Source organism: Namhaeicola litoreus (assembly GCF_042679565.1).
Lineage (GTDB): Bacteria > Bacteroidota > Bacteroidia > Flavobacteriales > Flavobacteriaceae > Namhaeicola > Namhaeicola litoreus.
This window is the reverse complement of sequence record NZ_JBHTMY010000003.1, coordinates 1154018-1173304: the sequence shown is the minus strand read 5'-3', so window position 1 is coordinate 1173304 and position 19287 is coordinate 1154018. Positions and strand designations below refer to the sequence as shown.

Below are 19287 nucleotides of genomic sequence, written 5' to 3'. Positions count from 1 at the left end.
CGTCTATTTTTGCTTCTTTAGTTCCGCTTTTTTCTCTTTTTTGACAATGAATTTTGAAATTTTTATACTTAGCTCATATAAAATAACCATGGGAATTGTGACAATTATCTGACTGATCACGTCTGGAGGTGTAATTAAAGCTGCCAATATTAGCACTAGAACAATAGCATATTTTCTGTATTTCTTTAAAAATTCGGGTGTTACTAATCCGAGTTTTGTTAAGAAGAAGATAATCACGGGTAATTCAAACAACAATCCGGCAGAAAGACAAGATGCTTTCAGTAGACCGATATAACTCGCTAAATCGATATTGTTTTTTACTTCCTCTGCCACACGGTATGAACCTAAAAAATTAACCGAAAGTGGTGTTATGACATAATAGCCAAATAAAACTCCAATAAAAAAAAGGAGGGACGACACAAAAATAAATAATCGCGCATGCTTCTTTTCGTTGTCGTACAGCCCTGGTTTAATAAATTTCCAAAATTCAAATAAAATAAATGGGAAGGCTAAAATAAAACCTACGGCAATAGCAGTCCAAATATGCGCAGAAAACTGTCCTGCCATTGTTCTACTTTGCACAAGAAAAGGAATTTCGTCGATACAAAGACCATCAGTACCTAGCTTTTGAGAAATATTACACAAGAACTCATAGGTAGCAAAGCTTGGGTCTTTGGGTTTCAGAATGATCTTCTCAAAAATAAAATCTTTAAAGGTGAAAGCAATAGCGCTAAACACCAAAATTGATAGAGAAGATCGAATCAATGTCCAACGTAAAACCTCTAAATGGTCCAGAAAGGACATATCATTTTTAGCATCACTCATAAATAAGGTGTTTTAAAAATTAAATCAGACCCTCTTTTAATAAATCTTGGAAATGAATAATTCCTTGATAAATACCCTGATCTAAAACTAAAATTGACGAAATATCGTGTTTTTTCATGACTTTCACGGCATCGACTGCCATTTCATCTGGACCAATACTTTTTGGATTTTTAGACATAATGTCTTTGGCACTTAAATGACCAATTTCATCATTTTTTTCTAACATTCTTCTTAAATCTCCATCTGTGATAATTCCGACGACATTTTGATCTTCTGAAACCACGGTCATCCCGAGACGCTTGTCAGAAATTTCAAAAATAACATCTTTAATAGAAGAATTAGGATTTACATTGGGTTTGGCATTTTTAACCATTAAATCTTTTACTCTTAGGTAAAGCTGTTTTCCCAATACACCTCCAGGGTGATATTTTGCAAAATCATTGCTCGAAAAATCCCTTTGCTCCAACAAGCATATCGATAGAGCATCTCCCATGACCAATTGTGCAGTTGTACTGGTTGTAGGGGCAAGGTTGTTGGGGCAGGCTTCTTTTTCAACATAGGTATTTAAAACAATATCAGCATTTTGCCCAATATAGGAATCCGGATTTCCTGTGATGGCAATAATCTTGTTGGAAGATTTTCTGATCAGAGGAATCAATACTTTTACTTCGGGGGTATTTCCACTTTTAGAAATGAAAATTACCACATCGTTCTCTTGTATATTTCCCAGGTCTCCATGAATGGCATCAGCGGCATGCATAAAAATAGCCGGTGTACCGGTTGAATTAAGTGTGGCTACTATTTTGTTTCCGATAATGGCACTTTTTCCAATGCCTGTTATAATCACTCTACCCTTTGAATTTAGTATGGTTTCTACAGCTTTACTAAAGTCTTGATCGAGAAGTTCTTTTAAATGTAAAATTGCATCAGCCTCAATTTGAAAAGTGTTTTGGGCAGATTTTAAGATATTTTTATCGTTTTTCAAGATGGGTTGGAATTTGTTATCAAAAAAAATACTGTATCTTTAAGTACAAAAAAAATAAGATTTCATTTGGCAGGATATTTGCTAAACCAGCCTGTATTTTCTATTTTAATTAGTCGCAAAAGTATTGAAAAATAGCTAATTCTAGTAATGAAAGAAGTAAAAATTGATTTGAACGAAAGCCTAAAAGAGTACTTTGGTTTTTCGAGTTTTAAGGGATTACAGAAGCAAGCCATTGAAAGTATTATTGAAGGGAATAATACTTTTGTTGTAATGCCAACCGGTGGAGGTAAGTCACTAATCTACCAATTACCCGCACTTGTAAAAGAAGGAACGGCCATAGTTGTTTCACCATTGATTGCCTTGATGAAGAATCAGGTAGATGCAATGAGAGGTATATCAACAGAACACGGCGTGGCTCATGTGTTGAATTCATCATTGAATAAAACCGAAGTGAACAAGGTATTGAGTGATATCGAAAACGGAGTGACAAAATTACTTTATGTCGCACCAGAATCACTCACTAAAGAAGAATATGTCGATTTTTTAAAAAAGCAAAAAATTTCATTTATTGCTATCGATGAAGCACATTGTATTTCTGAATGGGGTCATGATTTTAGACCGGAGTACAGAAATTTGAGAAATATAATTAAACAAATAGGTGATCTGCCAATTATCGGTTTAACAGCAACAGCCACAGAAAAAGTACAAGAAGATATACTCAAAAACTTAGGTATTTCTGATGCTCGTACTTTTAAAGCCTCTTTTAACCGACCCAATTTATTTTATGAAGTTAGACCTAAAACCAATGATGTTGAAAAAGATATCATTCGGTTTGTGAGAAATTACAAAGGAAAATCAGGCGTTATCTATTGTTTGAGTAGAAAGAAGGTTGAAGATATTGCACAGGTGTTGCAGGTGAATGGAATAAAATCAATTCCGTATCATGCCGGATTAGATGCTAAAACCAGAGCTAAACACCAGGATATGTTTTTGATGGAGGATGTAGATGTTGTGGTTGCTACCATCGCTTTTGGTATGGGAATCGATAAGCCGGATGTCAGATTTGTCATACATCACGATATTCCAAAAAGTTTAGAGAGTTATTATCAGGAAACTGGAAGAGCCGGTAGAGACGGTGGTGAGGGTTATTGTTTAGCGTACTATGCCTATAAAGACATAGAGAAATTAGAGAAGTTTTTAGCTGGTAAACCTGTCGCTGAACAAGAAATTGGTAATGCATTGTTACAGGAAGTTGTGGCTTATGCAGAAACAAGTATGTCTAGAAGAAAGTTCTTGTTGCATTATTTTGGAGAGGAATTTGACGAAGTAAATGGTGAGGGCGCAGATATGGATGACAATGTTCGCAACCCCAAAAAGAAAATTGAGGCAAAGAACGATGTCAAATTGCTATTGGAAGTAGTTAAAAAAACAAATCAGGAATACAAATCAAAAGAAATCGTCAATACATTAATCGGGAAAGAAAATGCTTTATTAACTTCTCATAATACCCACAAACAAGAATTTTTTGGTGCGGGTAAAGATAAATCCGATAAACATTGGATGGCCTTGATTAGGCAAGTACTTGTGGCTGATTTACTTTTTAAAGAGATAGAGCAATATGGTGTGTTGAAAATTAATGAAAAAGGACTTGAGTTTATAGAGAACCCTGTCTCTTTTCTGATGACCGAAGATCATGTGTATGAAGAAGGAGATGACAATAATATTATTACTTCAAATAAGGGAGGTGGAGCAACGGATGAAGCATTGATGGCAATGCTGAAGGATCTCAGAAAAAAGGTTGGTAAACAGAAAGGGGTTCCTCCATATGCTGTTTTTCAAGATCCATCTTTAGAAGATATGACGCTAAAATATCCCATAAGTATAGAAGAATTATCCAGTGTTCATGGCGTGGGAGAGGGTAAAGCAAAAAAATACGGCAAACCTTTTGTCGATCTGATTGCAAAGTATGTTGATGAAAATGAAATTGTAAGGCCAGATGATCTGGTTGTAAAGAGTACAGGTGTAAATTCGGCTTTAAAATTATACATTATACAGAATACCGATAAGAAAATACCTTTAGATGATATTGCCAGATCAAAAGGATTGACCATGGATGATTTTATCAAAGTAATGGAACAGATCGTATACTCAGGTACAAAAATGAATATTGGGTATTATTTGGATGAAATTTTAGATGAAGATCAACAGGAAGAAATTTTTGATTATTTCATGGATGCTAAAAATGATAAAATCAAAAATGCATTAGATGAGTTTAATGGAGAGTTCGATGAAGAGGAACTTAGATTGATGAGGATAAAATTTATAAGCGAAGTTGCCAACTAAGCTTAAAGGGCACCAATAAGTGCGACTGAAAACCCAGTAATGATCGCAATAAACTTCTGTAAGTTAAACTTATGGCTCTCAGAACTTTCAAATAGAATAGCTGTTGAGATATGGAGAAAGATTCCAATGATAACGGCTGATATTTCTTCGTGGTAATTGTGTAAAAAACGTATTTTTTCTCCAAAAAAACTTCCTATGGGGCTCGCGAAAGCAAAAATTAAAACCAATCCAAGAATATAACTTTTTTTTAAGCCGGATTTTATGAGGAAAATGACTAAAATTACTGCAACAGGAATTTTATGTATTATAATTGCCCATAATAATTCTGAATTATTTTGAATACCAAGCGGCATTCCTTCCAAAAAAGCATGAATATATAAACTTATAAAAAGTATCCAGGGAATTTTAGTGGTGTTTGTATGAATATGCACATGTCCGTGTTCAGCACCTTTAGAAAAAAATTCCAATATCGTTTGAATAATAATTCCAATTAAAATAAAAACCCCAATATTTTGTGAATGGTCGTTGTAGACTTCAGGTATTAAATGTAATACTGTCATAGACAGTAAGTAAGCGCCACTAAAGGAAAGTAATAATTGAAGCACTTTTTTCCCTGGATTAAGATAAAATGCAATAACTGCACCTAAGGCAACGGCGAGTAACAAAAACCAATAACTCATTTTAATAAGAGTATTAATCGATCTGAATGCACATGATTGAATGGCTCCAGATCATAATTTCCAAAGGTTTCTATAATTTCTAAACTGGCAAGGCTAGACATTCTTTCAAAATCTTCAAAAGAAAAGCTTCTCACTTTTTCCGCAAAACAAAATTGTTGTTCATCAGCTTCAAATTCGATCGTCTTAACTAATTGTTCTTTTTGAATAGCTCTTGAAATTTTAAACAAAATATCTTCTTTCTGAACGGTTTCTGTCGTGATGAGTTTTTTTCTTATCTTATTAATATTCAAGAAGTCAATCACTAAGATTCCATCTTCTTCTAAACCTTCTTTAAACTTTTTTAAGACTTCAATATTGGTTTCATCTTCATCAAAATAGCCAAAACTGGTAAATAAATTAAAAATGGCTTTGTACTTGTAATTTAAGCTCTGCCGCATATCATGCTGTGTAAACCTCAGACTGCCATTTGCAAATTCATTCGCAAATGCAATGTTGTTTGCAGAGAGATCTGCACCTACCACATCATATCCACATTTGTTCAAAAAAATAGCATGTCTACCTCTTCCACAAGGCAGATCTAAGATTTTAGAACCCTGCTTTAATTGAAGAAAATCGATTAAATTAAGCATAAAGCCCTCTGCTTCAGTTTCATTTCGATGGTCATACAACTGATGATAATAAGGCGTATCAAACCATGCTTGAAACCAATCTGTTTCCTTTTTAATCATTAGGGCTTTTTCTTTTAATCTATGCAAATTAAAACAATATTCACGAAATAAACTTAGTTTTGTGGCATGGAGAACAATTTTACAATGATCGCCAAAACACTTTTTGGTTTTGAGCCAATTTTATCGAAAGAATTATTGAAACTCGGTGCGAAAAACATTAAAGAAGGCGTGAGAAGTGTGAGCTTCGAAGGAGATTTAGGTTTTATGTACAAAGCGAATTTGGCTTTGAGGACAGCCATTAGGATCTTGGTTCCCATTAAAACTTTTCAAATTTTAAATGAAGAAGAATTATACCAAGGGATTAAGACCATTGTTTGGGAAGATTATATGAATTTGGAAACGACTTTTGCTTTAAATTCGACTACTCACTCCGAGAATTTTACGCATTCACATTACATATCTTTAAAAAGTAAAGATGCCGTAGCAGATTATTTTAGAGATAAATACGGTAAGCGCCCTGATGTAGATATAGAGCAACCTGATTTACTGATCAATGTTCATATTGATAGGGATCAGTGCAACATTTCATTGGATTGTTCTGGCGAAGCATTGTATAAGCGAGGTTACAGAACCGCGACGAATATTGCCCCTATGAATGAGGTTTTTGCGGCGGGCTTAATTTTAATGACCGGCTATGACGGCGCAGAGCATTTTATCGATCCGATGTGTGGCAGCGGAACAATGTTGATAGAAGCGGCCATGATAGCCAACCAGATTCCTGCCAATATCAATCGGGCGACCTTTGGATTTCAGAAATGGAAGAATTACGATGCCGAACTTTATGAACTTATCAGAAGTTCATTGTTAAAAAAAATCAGAAGCTCATCGAGAAAAATTTTGGGATATGACAAGGCCCCATCTGCTGTGATGAAGGCTACGCAGAATGTTGAAAATGCGAACTTGGCGGATTTTATCGAAATTGAGAAAAAGGATTTTTTTACTACCGAAAAGCCATTTGAAGGAAAAACGATATTGTGTTTTAATCCGCCTTACGGAGAGAGATTAAAAATTGATGTGCCAACTTTTTACAAAGAAATTGGAAATACCTTAAAGCAAGGCTATCCTAGCACGGATGCATGGTTCGTGACTTCTGACTTAGAGCAAGGGATAAAAAGTGTCGGTTTAAGAGCTTCCAAAAAAATCAAAGTTTTTAACGGCAGTTTAGAATGTCGTTTTGTCAAATATGAAATGTACGAGGGTTCAAAAAAGGCGAGTAAAAACTAGTTTGATTTTAAATGTTTTAGTGATTTTCAATCATTTTTAATTCTAATTTTGTGATTGCCTATTTAAATCCAAATTCTTATGTCTGTAGAAATAAAACTGATTGCGGCTCCTGAAACCTATGCGCTAAGAAAACAAGAGCTCAGAAAAAACATGACGCTGAGTGAAAAAATACCCGGTGATTTTGAGGAGAGTACGTTGCATTTGGGATTATATGAAAATAACAAGTTAGCTTGTATCGCGACGTTTATGCCTGCTGAAAACGATTTATTTAAAGAGAATCAATACCGACTCAGGGGTATGGCTACAGATGAAAAACATCAAAAAAAAGGATATGGCAAGGCTGTATTGCTCAAAGCAGAAGAGATTTTAAAGGAAAAGGGTATTGATTTGATTTGGTGTAATGCACGTGTTGTTGCCCTGGATTTTTATAAAAAATTGGGTTACGAAATCATTGGAGGAGAATTTGATATACCTCAAATAGGAGGGCATTATGTAATGTTTAAGAATATTTAAAAAAATCAAGAAGAATTTTATTTCCAAAAATGGTGTAAAATCATTCTTATAGCCCAATCAGAAATATGTAATTCATGCTAGGTACCGATTGTTTTTCTTTCTCAGTTTTTAGAATATTTCAGTTTTACTACTATGACAACAATAGTATTGTCAACTCACCTTTATGGATTAAACATATTTAAAATCGTTTTGTTAGATCATCTTTCCTAAAACTTACCGGCAATTTCATTTCTATTTGCTTGATGGGTTTCATTTTTATCAATCAAATTCCCAACAAAGACCAATTGAATCTTACTCTTTTATAACCACTACGAATCATTTCTGGATAGCCAATTTTTCTATAGATAAGGCTATTGTCCGTGTAATTGAGGTGCAATCTGTAACTGGTTACATAGTAGACGAAGACAAGGTGCCATTGCAATTCGCGGCAATTACAGCGCTAAACCGGGCAGATTCAGCTTTGATTCTAATGAATCTATAGCTATCTAGAATGCTACATTTTCTTATGCCTTTACAAAGAAAAATAGTTTTAGTTCAAAATTTTCTACCCTAGATTAATGAATAAAAGCACAGGTCTGCTTAGAACAAGTAATTCCAATTATTACGAAGAGACGCACCGCGAAGTTTTGGGTAATATTACATGCTTAGTTTTACCTATTTTTTGAATGCAAAGAACAAACTAGAGAGGGAAAAAGAAAGAATCTGATGCCGTCCACTACTAATAGGATGAAAGTTTTATACTTTTTTTTTAAAATGAAATTCTTTCTCACGAGGAAATTCTTCTCATAAAAATTTGGTGAAAATTTGCACAAAATTACTCTACTAATCACTTTTTTTTAATGCTATATTTTTCTGTGTTTTTTTAAAAATATTTTGGGGCTGAAAATTGATATTTCAAAATCACAAGCCCAAGTAATAGTCACTTAAACCATAAAAATAAGATAAAAAAAATCCTTTATCATCTCACCTAAGTTACTCCAAGTAAGTTCACTAGGAACAGGATAGTGCAGGATGCAAATACCTTAAATTCTTGTTAAAATTGACCATAAGATTGTTAAAACTTATAAACTCAAATTATTAATCAATTCTCAAAAGTAAAAATTATGAAACAATATTTTTACGTTAAACACCTGGATAAGGTCGTTTTATTTTTTCTTTTTATGATTTCCATTGGACTTGGTGCTCAGACTTTGGTTAAAGGTAAAGTTTCAGACCAATTTGGTCCGTCACTGCCTGGCGTTAACATCATTCAAAAGGGAACATCAAATGGAGTGGTAACAGATTTTGATGGTAACTACGAAATTACATTACAAGGAGATTCGAAGATTTTAGTATTTTCATTTATGGGGTATCAAACCAAAGAAGTAAATGTGGAAAATAAATCTATTGTAAATGTAATTTTAAATGAAGACGCACAAAGCTTAGATGAGGTAGTAGTAATTGGTTATGGTACTGCTAAAAAAGTAAATCTAACGGGCGCCGTTGATGTTGCCACAAGCGAACGACTTGAAAGTAGAGCTATTACCAATGTTGGGGAAGGACTTCAAGGAGTAATTCCTAACTTAAACATTACAGTGGTCAGTGGAGATCCAACAGAATCGCCAGAGTTTAATATTCGTGGTTTTGAATCAATAAACGGTGGGGCTCCATTAATTTTGGTAGATGGTGTTCCAATGGATTTAAATAGAATAAACCCTGAAGATATTGCCAGTGTAACTGTATTAAAAGACGGTGCTTCGTCAGCAATTTATGGTGCCAGAGCAGCTTTTGGTGTTATCTTGGTTCAAACGAAAACAGGTAAAATAGGCAAAGTAAATGTTCAGTTAAGTTCTCTGTTTTCTTGGAATAAGCCGATTTACAATATTAATCAAATAGAAAATGGCTACATCTACGCATTAGAAAGAAATAAAGTGGCCACAAGAGATGGGGGAACACCAGTTTATGACGATGCATATATCGAAGCTCTGAGAAATTATTGGGAGGATCCAGCGAATAATCCTGAGTATGAAATAGTTGATGGAACCTTCAGGAATTATGGAAATCCAGGATTAACGGATGACTTAGTTAATGAGTTCTCACCAAGACAGAAGTTAGATCTTGCTATTTCTGGAGCCAGTGACAATGTAAACTATTATACTTCTTTTGGTTTTTTTAATACGGATGGAGTTTACAATCATCCCAAAAATGATAATTATAAAAGATATAATGTTTTAGCAAAAGCCGATTATAAGATCAAAGATTGGTTAATTTTTGAGAGTCAGATTACCGGAAATTTTGAAAATTCTGATAAACCATCGCAAGTAGACCTTAATTCGCTGATTCGGGTAGAACCTATTCGACCTTATATAGTTCCTCTTTTACCAGGTTATGAACAATATGAAGGTATGAGCTGGGGTCATGCTTTTCCCGAATATGCACGATTAGAAAACGGTGGTCGGACAAAATTCACAAATCAGGATGTATGGATGAAAGCTGGTGTTACACTTACACCTGTCAAAAATTTAGTTGTAAAAAGTAACTTCTCGTATAACTTTTTTAACAGACAATATGAGAGCGCCAAAACAGCTTTCGAAACCGTTAGTCAAGATTTAGAACAAACAAATCCGATAGTTATTCAAGGAGATAATACAATTGATGTTTCAAGAGATTACAACCAATATTATGTTTTTAATGCTTTTGCTGAGTATACCTTGGATCAATTTGAAAATCATTATTTCAAGTTTATGGCAGGTTATAACCAGGAATATGGCCTGAATACAAATGTGCGAGGTGATGCGAATCAATTGGTTTCTCCTAATATCATAGACATTAGTGCAACCACGGGAACTCGCTTTATTACAGGAGGAAAATCAGAACTTGCCATCCGAGGTTTATTCTATCGTTTTAATTATAGTTATAAAGATAAATATCTTTTTGAAACTAGTGCCCGATATGATGGGACATCGAGATTTCCTAAAGATGATCGTTTCGGATTTTTTCCATCTTTTTCTGTGGGCTGGAGAATTTCTGAAGAAAGTTTTATGGCCGGAACAGATGATTGGCTGGACAACCTTAAATTAAGATATTCTTACGGGGAATTGGGTAACCAAACATTTGGGAATAATTTTTATCCCTATATTCCTTCCTTAAACGTATCTACTTCAAATTTTGTTCTTTCCTCAGGCCAGATTCCCATGGTATCACCCCCAGGTTTGGTGAGCCCGTCTTTGACTTGGGAGAAGGTAGTTAGTTCTAATTTTGGACTCGATATTATTATGCTCAAGAACAGATTGGATATGTCTTTTGATATCTACACTCGAGATACCAGAGATATGCTTCTTAGAAGAATTTATCCCGAAACACTCGGTGCAAATCCACCCCAAGAAAATGGTGCCGATTTAAGAACAAAAGGATGGGAAGTATCTGTGAAATGGAGAGATAATATTGCTGATGATCTGAATTATTATTTGAATTTTAATCTTGCCGATTGGACTTCAGAGATCACAAAATATGAAAATCCAACAGGCGCTTTAAATGAATACTACAAAGGGCAGCAAATAGGAGAAATTTGGGGCTATGAAACAATTGGAATTATTCAAGATGAAGATCAGTTAGCCGGTATTGCCGATCAAAATAGATTAGGAAATGGATGGAAAGTTGGCGATATTGAATTTGCAGATTTAAACGGTGATGGTGCGATTAGTAATGGAAATAACACGCTGGACGATCCCGGAGATACAAAAATCATTGGTAACACCACTCCTAGATATTCTTATGGTATAAATGGTGGATTACAATACAAAGGTTTCTCCTTTGATATTTTCTTCCAAGGTGTTGCAAAAAGAGATTATTATCCAAGTAATGGGAACTGGACATGGTTTTTCCCATGGAGATCTTATAATGGTGATGAATCTTGGTTAAAAAACACTTGGACTCCAGAGAATAGAGATGCTTATTTTCCAGAAGCTCAGTTAGACGCTAAAAACAATGTTGAGCAAACTAGATTTTTGCAAGATGCAAGCTACATAAGACTTAAGAATTTAAACATTGGATATACAATTCCACCGCAATATACTGAACAAGCAGGTATATCAACTTTAAAAGTCTTTCTAGCTGGTCAAAATCTCTGGGAGTCTTCTGATATAAGAAAACCTCTTGATCCTGAATATGTTTTTGATGCTTCTATAGCTTATCCATTGTTGAGAACTTATAGTATAGGAATGACCTTAAATTTTTAAAACTAAATACATAAAAAATGAAAGCATATAAATTTATTTTAATCTTTATTTTGTTCCTTTCTTGGTCATGTAATGACGATTTTTTGGAGCGATATCCGCTAGACGAAGTAAGTAATGAGACTTATTGGTCAAGTGAAAATGATATAAGAAACTATAACAATGGTTTGTATGATAAAGTCAAGAATGATGACATCTATCCAATCATGATGGGGCTTGGAAGGGGGCCTGGTGTTATTTTTTATGAAGGACTTTGGTGGCAAGATGAAATGAGCGATAATTTGGCGGCTACTCATCCGCGTGCCGTAGAAATGTATAAAGTAAGAACGGGTAATTTCTTTGTTGAAAATAACCCTAGAATTATGGGTTATAAAGGATGGGATTTGATACGTTCTATAAATTTTGGTCTGGCTAATTATGACAGAGCTGGTTTAGAGCCAGATAATGTGAATCGCTACAAAGGAGAAGCACGTTTGATGAGAGGTTGGTTTATGTCTGATAAAGTTTCTCGATTTGGTGATGTTCAGTGGATTGGAGAAGTGTTAAACATAGATTCACCTGAACTTTATGCTCCTCGTGATAGTAGAGATTTTGTAATGGAAAAGGTATTAGAGGATTTAGACTACGCTATAGAATGGCTTCCTGCGGATTGGGGCAATGGTGAAAATCCAGGTCGTGTAGATAAAATGGTTGCCCTAGCGGTAAAATCCAGAATTTGTCTATTCGAAGGGACATGGAGAAAATACCACGGTCTGCAGAATGCATCATTTTGGTTAGAAGAATCAGTTAAAGCCTCTACCCAACTTATGAACGAGGGTGGATTTTCACTTTATTCAACAGGAAATCCTTTAACGGATTATAGATATGCATCATCTTCTACAACACAAGAGGGTAATCCAGAAGTAATTTACTGGCGTAAATATGAGTCTCTCATCAATAGCCATTTTGCTTCGCGCTTATTCTGGAATTACAATGGTGGCGCTACAAAAAATTTCGTCGAAGATTTTCTCTGCACAGATGGATTGCCAATTTCAATTTCTGACAATTATGCTGGTGATGCCCAGATAGAAGATGTTTTTGTAAATCGCGATCCAAGGTTGCGACAATGTGTACTCAATCCGGAAGACAAGGTGATGTTAAATTATCCTAATGATAATTTTGATTACCCAAGATTAGTAGGCCAAAGTGGTGGTCGTAATAAATCTAATACTGGGTATCATGTTGTAAAACATTGGAATGCGGAAGATGAACAACGTCCTAGAGACCAACATATAGTTTCACCTCCTTGCCTGCGTTTGGGAGAAATTTTCCTCAATTATGCAGAGGCAAAAGCGGAATTGGGAACAATAGACCAGAATGATCTCGATATTAGTATCAACCTCTTGCGAGATCGAGTTGCTATGCCACATCTTACAATGAATCCTCCAATGGATCCAAGATATGCAGATGTTGGTGTTTCATCTCTCATCATAGAAATTAGAAGGGAAAGAAGAGTTGAGTTGTTTCTTGAAGGACATAGATATCATGATGTTCGTCGTTGGAAACAGGGACCAAAAGAATTTGGGGATTCAGATTATGGAATTCGCTGGGACGAAGCCGCACAGGCAAGATATCCTGGAGCTCGCGTAGAATCTACTGTAATCGATGGGATACCTTATATAGATGTAAGAAAAGGAACAGATTTTGTACCTAGTTTTGATGAAAGTAAGCACTATTTGTGGCCAATTCCAACAAGTGTGATTTCTCAGAATCCAAGTGTAACCCAAAATCCTGGATGGTAGGAGTTTTTAAAATATAGCATTGAATTATATTTAATTGAGTAATTAGTTTAATGAAGAAACCCATTTTGGAAAAGTACCAAAATGGGTTTCTTTTTAATCATGCGTATTTTCCCTTTAGACGAATATATTTTTGAATGCCAACATATTATTTCCTTTAGTGCTACTTTATATCTGTTTTTATCACTAGTAGTGACAGTTTTTTCTCACCGATAGATTTAAAATAAGTACCCGCTCTAGTTCAATTTATTTGGCAATTTATTGAAATTTTATGCCATAATGTTTTTCAATGAAGTAAATGAAAAGAATACTTGACCATATTACCAAATTCCACGTTTCTTAATATCTAAAACTTTAAACGTTAAATTAAAAAATAGTTCTCTTAAAAAGTTTAGCAAAAGTTAAATGCAGTTCCATTTGCTACGTATTCGATTGGGAAAATTCAAATCATTCATCATTATCCAAAATAAAGATAAAAGCATCTTTTATTTACGATTGTTAAAAATATATTTATTTGGAAAAATTGAATTACAATTTAGCAAAAAACATAAATTTAAATCAATACTTCTTATTAAAACTAAAGAAACCACAAAATTTTGCAGGATAGAACAGGATAGTCAATAGAAGTGAAAACTCTAATATTGAGATTATTAGTTAAAGAACTATACAATTATTCAAAATTATTAAAACAAAAAATGTGGGATTATGAAAGACAATTTTTTTAAAAAGCATCTCATGAAGGTGTCTTTTTTTATTTTCTTTTTGCTGAGTATTTCGATACAAGCCCAGTTGGTAACAGTAAAAGGTAAAGTAACAGAATTAGATGGCATCGGTTTACCAGGTGTTAACATTATTCAAAAAGGAACCTCAAATGGAGTAGTGACAGATTTAGGGGGAAACTATTCTATTCAATTACAAAGTGGTTCGGATGTTTTGGTCTATTCTTTTGTTGGATACGAGACTATTGAAAGAAGTGTTGGTGTTAAGTCGGTAATCGATGTCATTTTAAAGGAAGATTCGCAGAGTTTAGAAGAGGTAGTAATAGTTGGTTATGCTGCCACAAAAAGGAAAGATATTTTAGGATCTGTCGCTTCTATTAAATCTGAAGACATTGCGCAAACAACACCTGTAAATGCATTAGACGGTATTCAGGGTAGGTTATCTGGGGTGCAAATTTCATCAAATGGTGGACCGGGATCAGGTTCATCAATAAGTATTCGAGGTACTTCAACTTTTTCAGGTGGGGTTAATCCCTTATATGTGGTAGATGGTCAACAATTAGAAGATATCGACAACTTAGATCCTAGTGATATTGCTTCGATCGAAGTATTAAAGGATGGGGCGTCAGCTGCCATTTACGGTTCAAAATCTGCCAATGGAGTTGTGATTATTACAACGAAAAGCGGAACCAAAGGGGGGCAAACCCGTTTAGATGTCAATGCCGCAAGTTCATACAGTTTTTTAAATAGCGCTATCCCCGTAGCCAATTCTAATGAACGTATATATTATGAACAAGTAAGGGGAGGAACAGATCCAAACTCAGTTACTAGACCGGCAGATTCCTTAAGTTTACTTTATGCCAATTCAAATGATTTGCAAAAATTGGTTACAAGGGTAGGTAGAAGAGATCAAATCAATGTCGCAGTGAGCGGAGGTGGAGAGAAAAATAAATATTATTGGAATACAGGATATCTACAAGAACAAGGAATTGTAATTAATAGTGGATACAAAAGAATAAATTCTCTAGCAAGAATAGATGCAGATATATTTAAAAACCTTACGGCGGGAACTAAATTGCTGGCTTCTTATGAAATTCAAAAAGGTTTAAATGAAAATACTGTTTTCCAGCAGATTGCAGAAAGAATACCTTATTTTCCAGTGTTCGAGCCTGATGGGAGTTATACTCCTGAAATTGCCGGGCGACAAAATCCTATTGCCGAGGCAAATGAAAGAACCTTAGACGATCGCAATTTTAGAGCCCAAAGTTTTAATTATTTGCAATGGCAAATCTTACCTTCTCTGTCGTTTAGATCTACTTTGGGGATCAATTTTAGATTGCGTAAACAAAATGAATTTAACCCAACTATTGTACAAAGAGTTGGAACACCACCAGATGGTAGAGAAAGACAAACTTTGAGTTACGACTTATTACACGAAAACTTTTTAACATATAGGGAAAGTTTTGGTGATCACAATTTAAGTGGTATTGCAGGTTTTTCTTTACAAAAATGGGATGAGGAATTTTCCGATATTAGAGCACAATCATTTTTGTCTGATTTTCCGCAAACATTTAATAACGTTGATGAATTGAGATATGCCACAACCTCTAAGGCAGGCCATTCACTCACAGGACTCTTTGCAGATCTTGCTTATGATTATAAAGGGAAATATTTGATTAAAGGAACGATTCGTAGAGACGGTTCATCAAGATTTGGTGAGGATAAAAAATACGGTGTTTTTCCTTCAGTTCAAGTAGGATGGAGACTGAGTGGAGAAAAATTCATGGAGAACACTGTAGTTTCTAACTTGCTTTTTCGCGCAAGTTATGGTGAAACAGGGAATGAAAGAATAGGAAATTATGAATCTCTTTTGCTTTACCAACCAGGTTATTGGTATGGTACAAATGGGATAGCGACTTATCAGTTAGCAAACCCGGATTTAGGTTGGGAGAGCACTATATCCACTAACTTTGGTGTCGATTTATCCATGTTTAAAAACAGATTCAATTTAACTTTTGATCTATGGCAAAAAACGACAGAAGATTTGTTATACGATGTACCATTACCCGAGGAAACAGGTTTTATTCAAGTTCGTAAAAATATTGGTTCAGTAGAAAATAGAGGTTTTGATCTAAGTCTGAGTGGTACTATTGTTAGAAGTGAGAATTTTCAATGGTTTAGCAGCTTCAATATTTCCTATTTGCAAAATGAAGTAAAAGAGCTTGCAGATGAAGATGGCTTTCAGGATGGTGATTTTTATATTTCGGAGGGTGAACCAATCGGAAATATGTATGGTTACAGAAATTTAGGCGTTTTTCCTTATGATGAGTCTAATGCCTTTACTAATGATGGAGTACAACTAAGTCCTAATTTTGACATTGAGGGTAACTTTGTTAATTATACCTTAAATGGTCAAGAATATACTGGTGATGTAAACAGATTAAGGGTTGGATCCAGAACCTTACGCGGAGGTGATATTTATTGGGAAGATGTAAATGGTGATTTTAACATCGATGGAGCCAATGACAGACAAGTTATTGGTAATGGATTACCCGAGTATTTTGGTGGTTTCTTTAATGAATTTACCATCAAGAATTTCTCTTTTTCATTTTTGTTCGATTACAATTTTGGAAATGATATCTATAAGAGATATGATCAATTGCGTAACGATTTAAATTCAAGTAATGAAACTCCAAGTCCTGATAGAATTGCCGGTGCGTGGACAAAACCAGGAGATATTGCAGAATTTGCTTCTCTAGATAGAGGAAGAACACAAAACCGTTTAGGTCCAAATTCTCAATACATCTTAAGTGGAGATTATATCAGATTAAGAAATATCAGATTCCAATACAATATAGCTCAACACACAATTGATAGAATTTCTTGGATGAAAAATTTCGGTGTTTATATGTCTTTAAATAACTTATTGACGTGGACCAATTATGATGGGTACAATCCAGAATTGGGGAACAGAGGAAATTCTTTGCAACCCGGGGTAGACAACCTGAGGTATCCAAATCGAACTGAGGTAATTATAGGAGTAAATATATCTTTATAATTTAGGATGAAAACGAATAATCAATTTAAAAAAACAGCAATGATACATATAACAAGAATGAAAAAAATTGTAGCAGTGGCTCTTCTATTGGTTTTCGCAAGTTCATGCGAAGATGTTTTAGATGAAAGCCCTTATAGTGAGATATCGGATGAGCAATTTTGGCTTAACAATGGTAATGCCGAATCTGGTATAGCAGCTATTTACGACGCGATGCAAAAAACCTACAGAACCAAGCACTATTTGTGGGGAGAATTTCGTGGGGACAGTTATATTGCTTCTGCCACCCCTACAGGAGAGGCCTTGGAGTTGTTAACTAATACCTTACAGCCTTCAAGTGCAGGTATTCTTAGATGGAACGATTTATATCAAATGATTGGAAGAGCTAATTTAGCTATCGAGAAAATTCCACAAATACCGTCTTATTCGCAAAGTTTATTGGGTGAAGCATACGCGTTAAGAGCATATGCCTATTTTGATGCTGTTCGCGTTTGGGGAGGTGTACCTCTGTTTACTGAAGCAATTTCTGGCTTAGATCAAGAATTAATAAGGGCTAAAACAGATGGAACAACAATATTGAATGATGTAGTGATACCGGATATGTTAAAAGCAGAAGAATTAATTACACAACCTGCTAATAAATTCAGGTTTTCAAAAACATCGGTTTGGGCATTCCAAGCAGATGTGTATATGTATTTAAAACAATTTGACAAGGCAAAACAAGTACTGGACAAGATAGTTGCTTCAGGGGAGTATAGATTGACGAATGACCGCCAATCTTGGAATGATATGTTCTATAATGATCCTGATTTTGGAGGAAAAATAATGGAAGGTCCCGAATTGATGATGTCGATCCGTTTCTCCCTTACCGAAGATAATGACCGATCTGGTGTGTTTTCTCTTTTCTTTGCGGGTTTACCGTCATACTATATAGCCCCTTCGCTAGAGAACAAATGGATTGAAAAATTTCCGACTGATTCAGCCCTTTGGGTTGCTAAATATCCAGGTTTTACTCCAGGAGGTTTCGAACCTGATGGAACTACTCTTTGGGGTGATTGGAGATATTTTGATAGTAGAGAAGAAGGTGATCCAATTGGAGAGGCGAGAGTTGCAAAATATCAATCCACAAATTATAGTCCAAGTATAGATGATACTGATATTGTACTTTATCGATACGCTGGCATTTTATTATTATTGGCCGAGGCAGAGAATCAATTGGGAAATAAAACTGCAGCTGTAGATTTAATCAATCAAATTAGGCAGGCGAGACAACTTCCAACCGTAAATGAAGATGATTTTGCTTCTGTTGATGAGTTAGAGAATTTTATTTTGGATGAACGTCAGTTGGAACTTTTATCAGAAGGAAAGAGATGGTGGGATTTAATCAGAACAGATAAAGCGGTAGAAGTGATGGGGCCGATTAATGGGCAAACAGCTGAAACACTATTGTTTCCAATTTTCCAAGACCATTTGATCGATAATCCCTTGTTAGAACAGACACCGGGATATAATTAAAATTAAGTTTTACTTTTAAAACATAAAATCATGAAAATTAAAAACATATATTTTATCAAAAGTTTGTTGGTTCTCTTCTTAATTGCGATGATAAGTTGTGATTTAGAGATTCAAGAAGAATTTAAATTTGAGGCTGAAATTCCTGTTTTACAGGGGTTTCCTGATCTGACAGCATGGGACTGGATTCAAACCAGAACTACTCCGGGAGCCACAAATCCTGCTGAGTATGCCGGTGAAGAATTTGATTATTTAATTGAAGCAATTCAAATAGCTGGGATGGAATCAGAATTCAGTTCTTCTGACCCCAATCGGACCTATATTTTACTAAATAACAATGCATTTACAGGGGGAGGTGATATATTGGAATTAGTGACAGGTTCATCAACCGGAAATTTGCAAGATGCCGATGTGGAGTTGCTAAAGAGACTTTTACAATACCATATTGTAACTACCTATATCGCTCAGAATGATCCATTAAAAGTCTATGGAACCTATTATTCCTTTCAAACTTTATTGCCAGGAAGTGATGGTGAAATTACCTTCCGAAGAGATGAAAGGCTAAGACTTTATATTAATGATTCACCAGATTTGCCCTCTACGAGAGCAAATGAAAATGTTTTGAGACATAACTATGTTTTCAAAGATGGTATTGGCCATATTATTCAAGATTACGTTAGAAAAGTACCATTTTAATTAGAGTTCATTATA

12 protein-coding genes are annotated in these 19287 nt (G+C 34.9%); 8 read left to right on the top strand and 4 right to left on the bottom strand.

Translation table 11 applies throughout. The features are described from left to right. Window positions 1-3 precede the first annotated feature (3 nt). Window positions 4-825 (bottom strand): twin-arginine translocase subunit TatC, encoded by an 822-nt coding sequence (tatC, locus tag ACFQ39_RS12405; protein WP_377179383.1) that lies wholly within the window; start codon window positions 823-825, stop codon window positions 4-6. A gap of 19 nt (window positions 826-844) precedes the next feature. Next, complete coding sequence (locus tag ACFQ39_RS12400; protein WP_377179381.1) at window positions 845-1810, bottom strand: KpsF/GutQ family sugar-phosphate isomerase; 966 nt, start codon at window positions 1808-1810, stop codon at window positions 845-847. Between the two features lie 147 nt (window positions 1811-1957). Between ACFQ39_RS12400 and ACFQ39_RS12395 the strand changes: the two genes are divergently transcribed. Then, window positions 1958-4153: a RecQ family ATP-dependent DNA helicase gene (locus ACFQ39_RS12395; RefSeq protein ID WP_377179379.1), complete on the top strand. Its 2196-nt coding sequence runs from the start codon at window positions 1958-1960 to the stop codon at window positions 4151-4153. Between the two features lie 2 nt (window positions 4154-4155). Here the strand turns inward: ACFQ39_RS12395 and ACFQ39_RS12390 are convergent, their stop codons facing one another. Beyond that, window positions 4156-4833, bottom strand: a complete 678-nt coding sequence (locus tag ACFQ39_RS12390; RefSeq protein WP_377179377.1) for a ZIP family metal transporter — start codon at window positions 4831-4833, stop codon at window positions 4156-4158. Next, window positions 4830-5561 carry an SAM-dependent methyltransferase gene (locus ACFQ39_RS12385; protein ID WP_377179375.1) on the bottom strand — a complete coding sequence of 244 codons (732 nt, stop codon included), beginning with the start codon at window positions 5559-5561 and terminating at the stop codon, window positions 4830-4832. Before ACFQ39_RS12385 ends, ACFQ39_RS12390 begins: the two co-directional genes overlap by 4 nt. 66 nt (window positions 5562-5627) lie before the next feature. Between ACFQ39_RS12385 and ACFQ39_RS12380 the strand changes: the two genes are divergently transcribed. The 7 genes from ACFQ39_RS12380 to ACFQ39_RS12350 all read left to right on the top strand — a co-directional run bounded on the left by ACFQ39_RS12380 (window position 5628) and on the right by ACFQ39_RS12350 (window position 19272). Continuing rightward, on the top strand, window positions 5628-6785 hold the full coding sequence (locus tag ACFQ39_RS12380; protein ID WP_377179373.1) for a THUMP domain-containing class I SAM-dependent RNA methyltransferase: 1158 nt from the start codon (window positions 5628-5630) through the stop codon (window positions 6783-6785). 78 nt (window positions 6786-6863) lie between these two features. Continuing rightward, complete coding sequence (locus tag ACFQ39_RS12375; RefSeq protein WP_377179371.1) at window positions 6864-7298, top strand: GNAT family N-acetyltransferase; 435 nt, start codon at window positions 6864-6866, stop codon at window positions 7296-7298. 1103 nt (window positions 7299-8401) lie between these two features. Continuing rightward, window positions 8402-11515, top strand: a complete 3114-nt coding sequence (locus tag ACFQ39_RS12370) for a SusC/RagA family TonB-linked outer membrane protein (RefSeq protein WP_377179369.1) — start codon at window positions 8402-8404, stop codon at window positions 11513-11515. 17 nt (window positions 11516-11532) lie between these two features. Continuing rightward, the gene (locus ACFQ39_RS12365) at window positions 11533-13293 is read left to right on the top strand and encodes a RagB/SusD family nutrient uptake outer membrane protein (protein WP_377179367.1); all 1761 of its coding nucleotides are present in this window, start codon (window positions 11533-11535) and stop codon (window positions 13291-13293) included. Between the two features lie 702 nt (window positions 13294-13995). Further along, entirely contained in the window at window positions 13996-17067 is a 3072-nt protein-coding gene (locus ACFQ39_RS12360; RefSeq protein WP_377179365.1) for a SusC/RagA family TonB-linked outer membrane protein, read from the top strand. 57 nt (window positions 17068-17124) lie between these two features. Further along, the gene (locus ACFQ39_RS12355; protein WP_377179363.1) at window positions 17125-18579 is read left to right on the top strand and encodes a RagB/SusD family nutrient uptake outer membrane protein; all 1455 of its coding nucleotides are present in this window, start codon (window positions 17125-17127) and stop codon (window positions 18577-18579) included. 30 nt (window positions 18580-18609) lie between these two features. After that, window positions 18610-19272 (top strand): fasciclin domain-containing protein, encoded by a 663-nt coding sequence (locus ACFQ39_RS12350; protein ID WP_377179361.1) that lies wholly within the window; start codon window positions 18610-18612, stop codon window positions 19270-19272. Window positions 19273-19287 lie beyond the last annotated feature (15 nt).

Coding starts and splice junctions, on each gene's coding strand:
- ACFQ39_RS12350 (WP_377179361.1), top strand. CDS start 18,610: ATGAAAATTAAAAACATATATTTTATCAAAAGTTTGTTGGTTCTCTTC.
- ACFQ39_RS12380 (WP_377179373.1), top strand. CDS start 5,628: ATGGAGAACAATTTTACAATGATCGCCAAAACACTTTTTGGTTTTGAG.
- ACFQ39_RS12365 (WP_377179367.1), top strand. CDS start 11,533: ATGAAAGCATATAAATTTATTTTAATCTTTATTTTGTTCCTTTCTTGG.
- ACFQ39_RS12355 (WP_377179363.1), top strand. CDS start 17,125: ATGAAAAAAATTGTAGCAGTGGCTCTTCTATTGGTTTTCGCAAGTTCA.
- ACFQ39_RS12385 (WP_377179375.1), bottom strand. CDS start 5,561: ATGATTAAAAAGGAAACAGATTGGTTTCAAGCATGGTTTGATACGCCT.
- tatC (WP_377179383.1), bottom strand. CDS start 825: ATGAGTGATGCTAAAAATGATATGTCCTTTCTGGACCATTTAGAGGTT.
- ACFQ39_RS12390 (WP_377179377.1), bottom strand. CDS start 4,833: ATGAGTTATTGGTTTTTGTTACTCGCCGTTGCCTTAGGTGCAGTTATT.
- ACFQ39_RS12360 (WP_377179365.1), top strand. CDS start 13,996: ATGAAAGACAATTTTTTTAAAAAGCATCTCATGAAGGTGTCTTTTTTT.
- ACFQ39_RS12395 (WP_377179379.1), top strand. CDS start 1,958: ATGAAAGAAGTAAAAATTGATTTGAACGAAAGCCTAAAAGAGTACTTT.
- ACFQ39_RS12370 (WP_377179369.1), top strand. CDS start 8,402: ATGAAACAATATTTTTACGTTAAACACCTGGATAAGGTCGTTTTATTT.
- ACFQ39_RS12375 (WP_377179371.1), top strand. CDS start 6,864: ATGTCTGTAGAAATAAAACTGATTGCGGCTCCTGAAACCTATGCGCTA.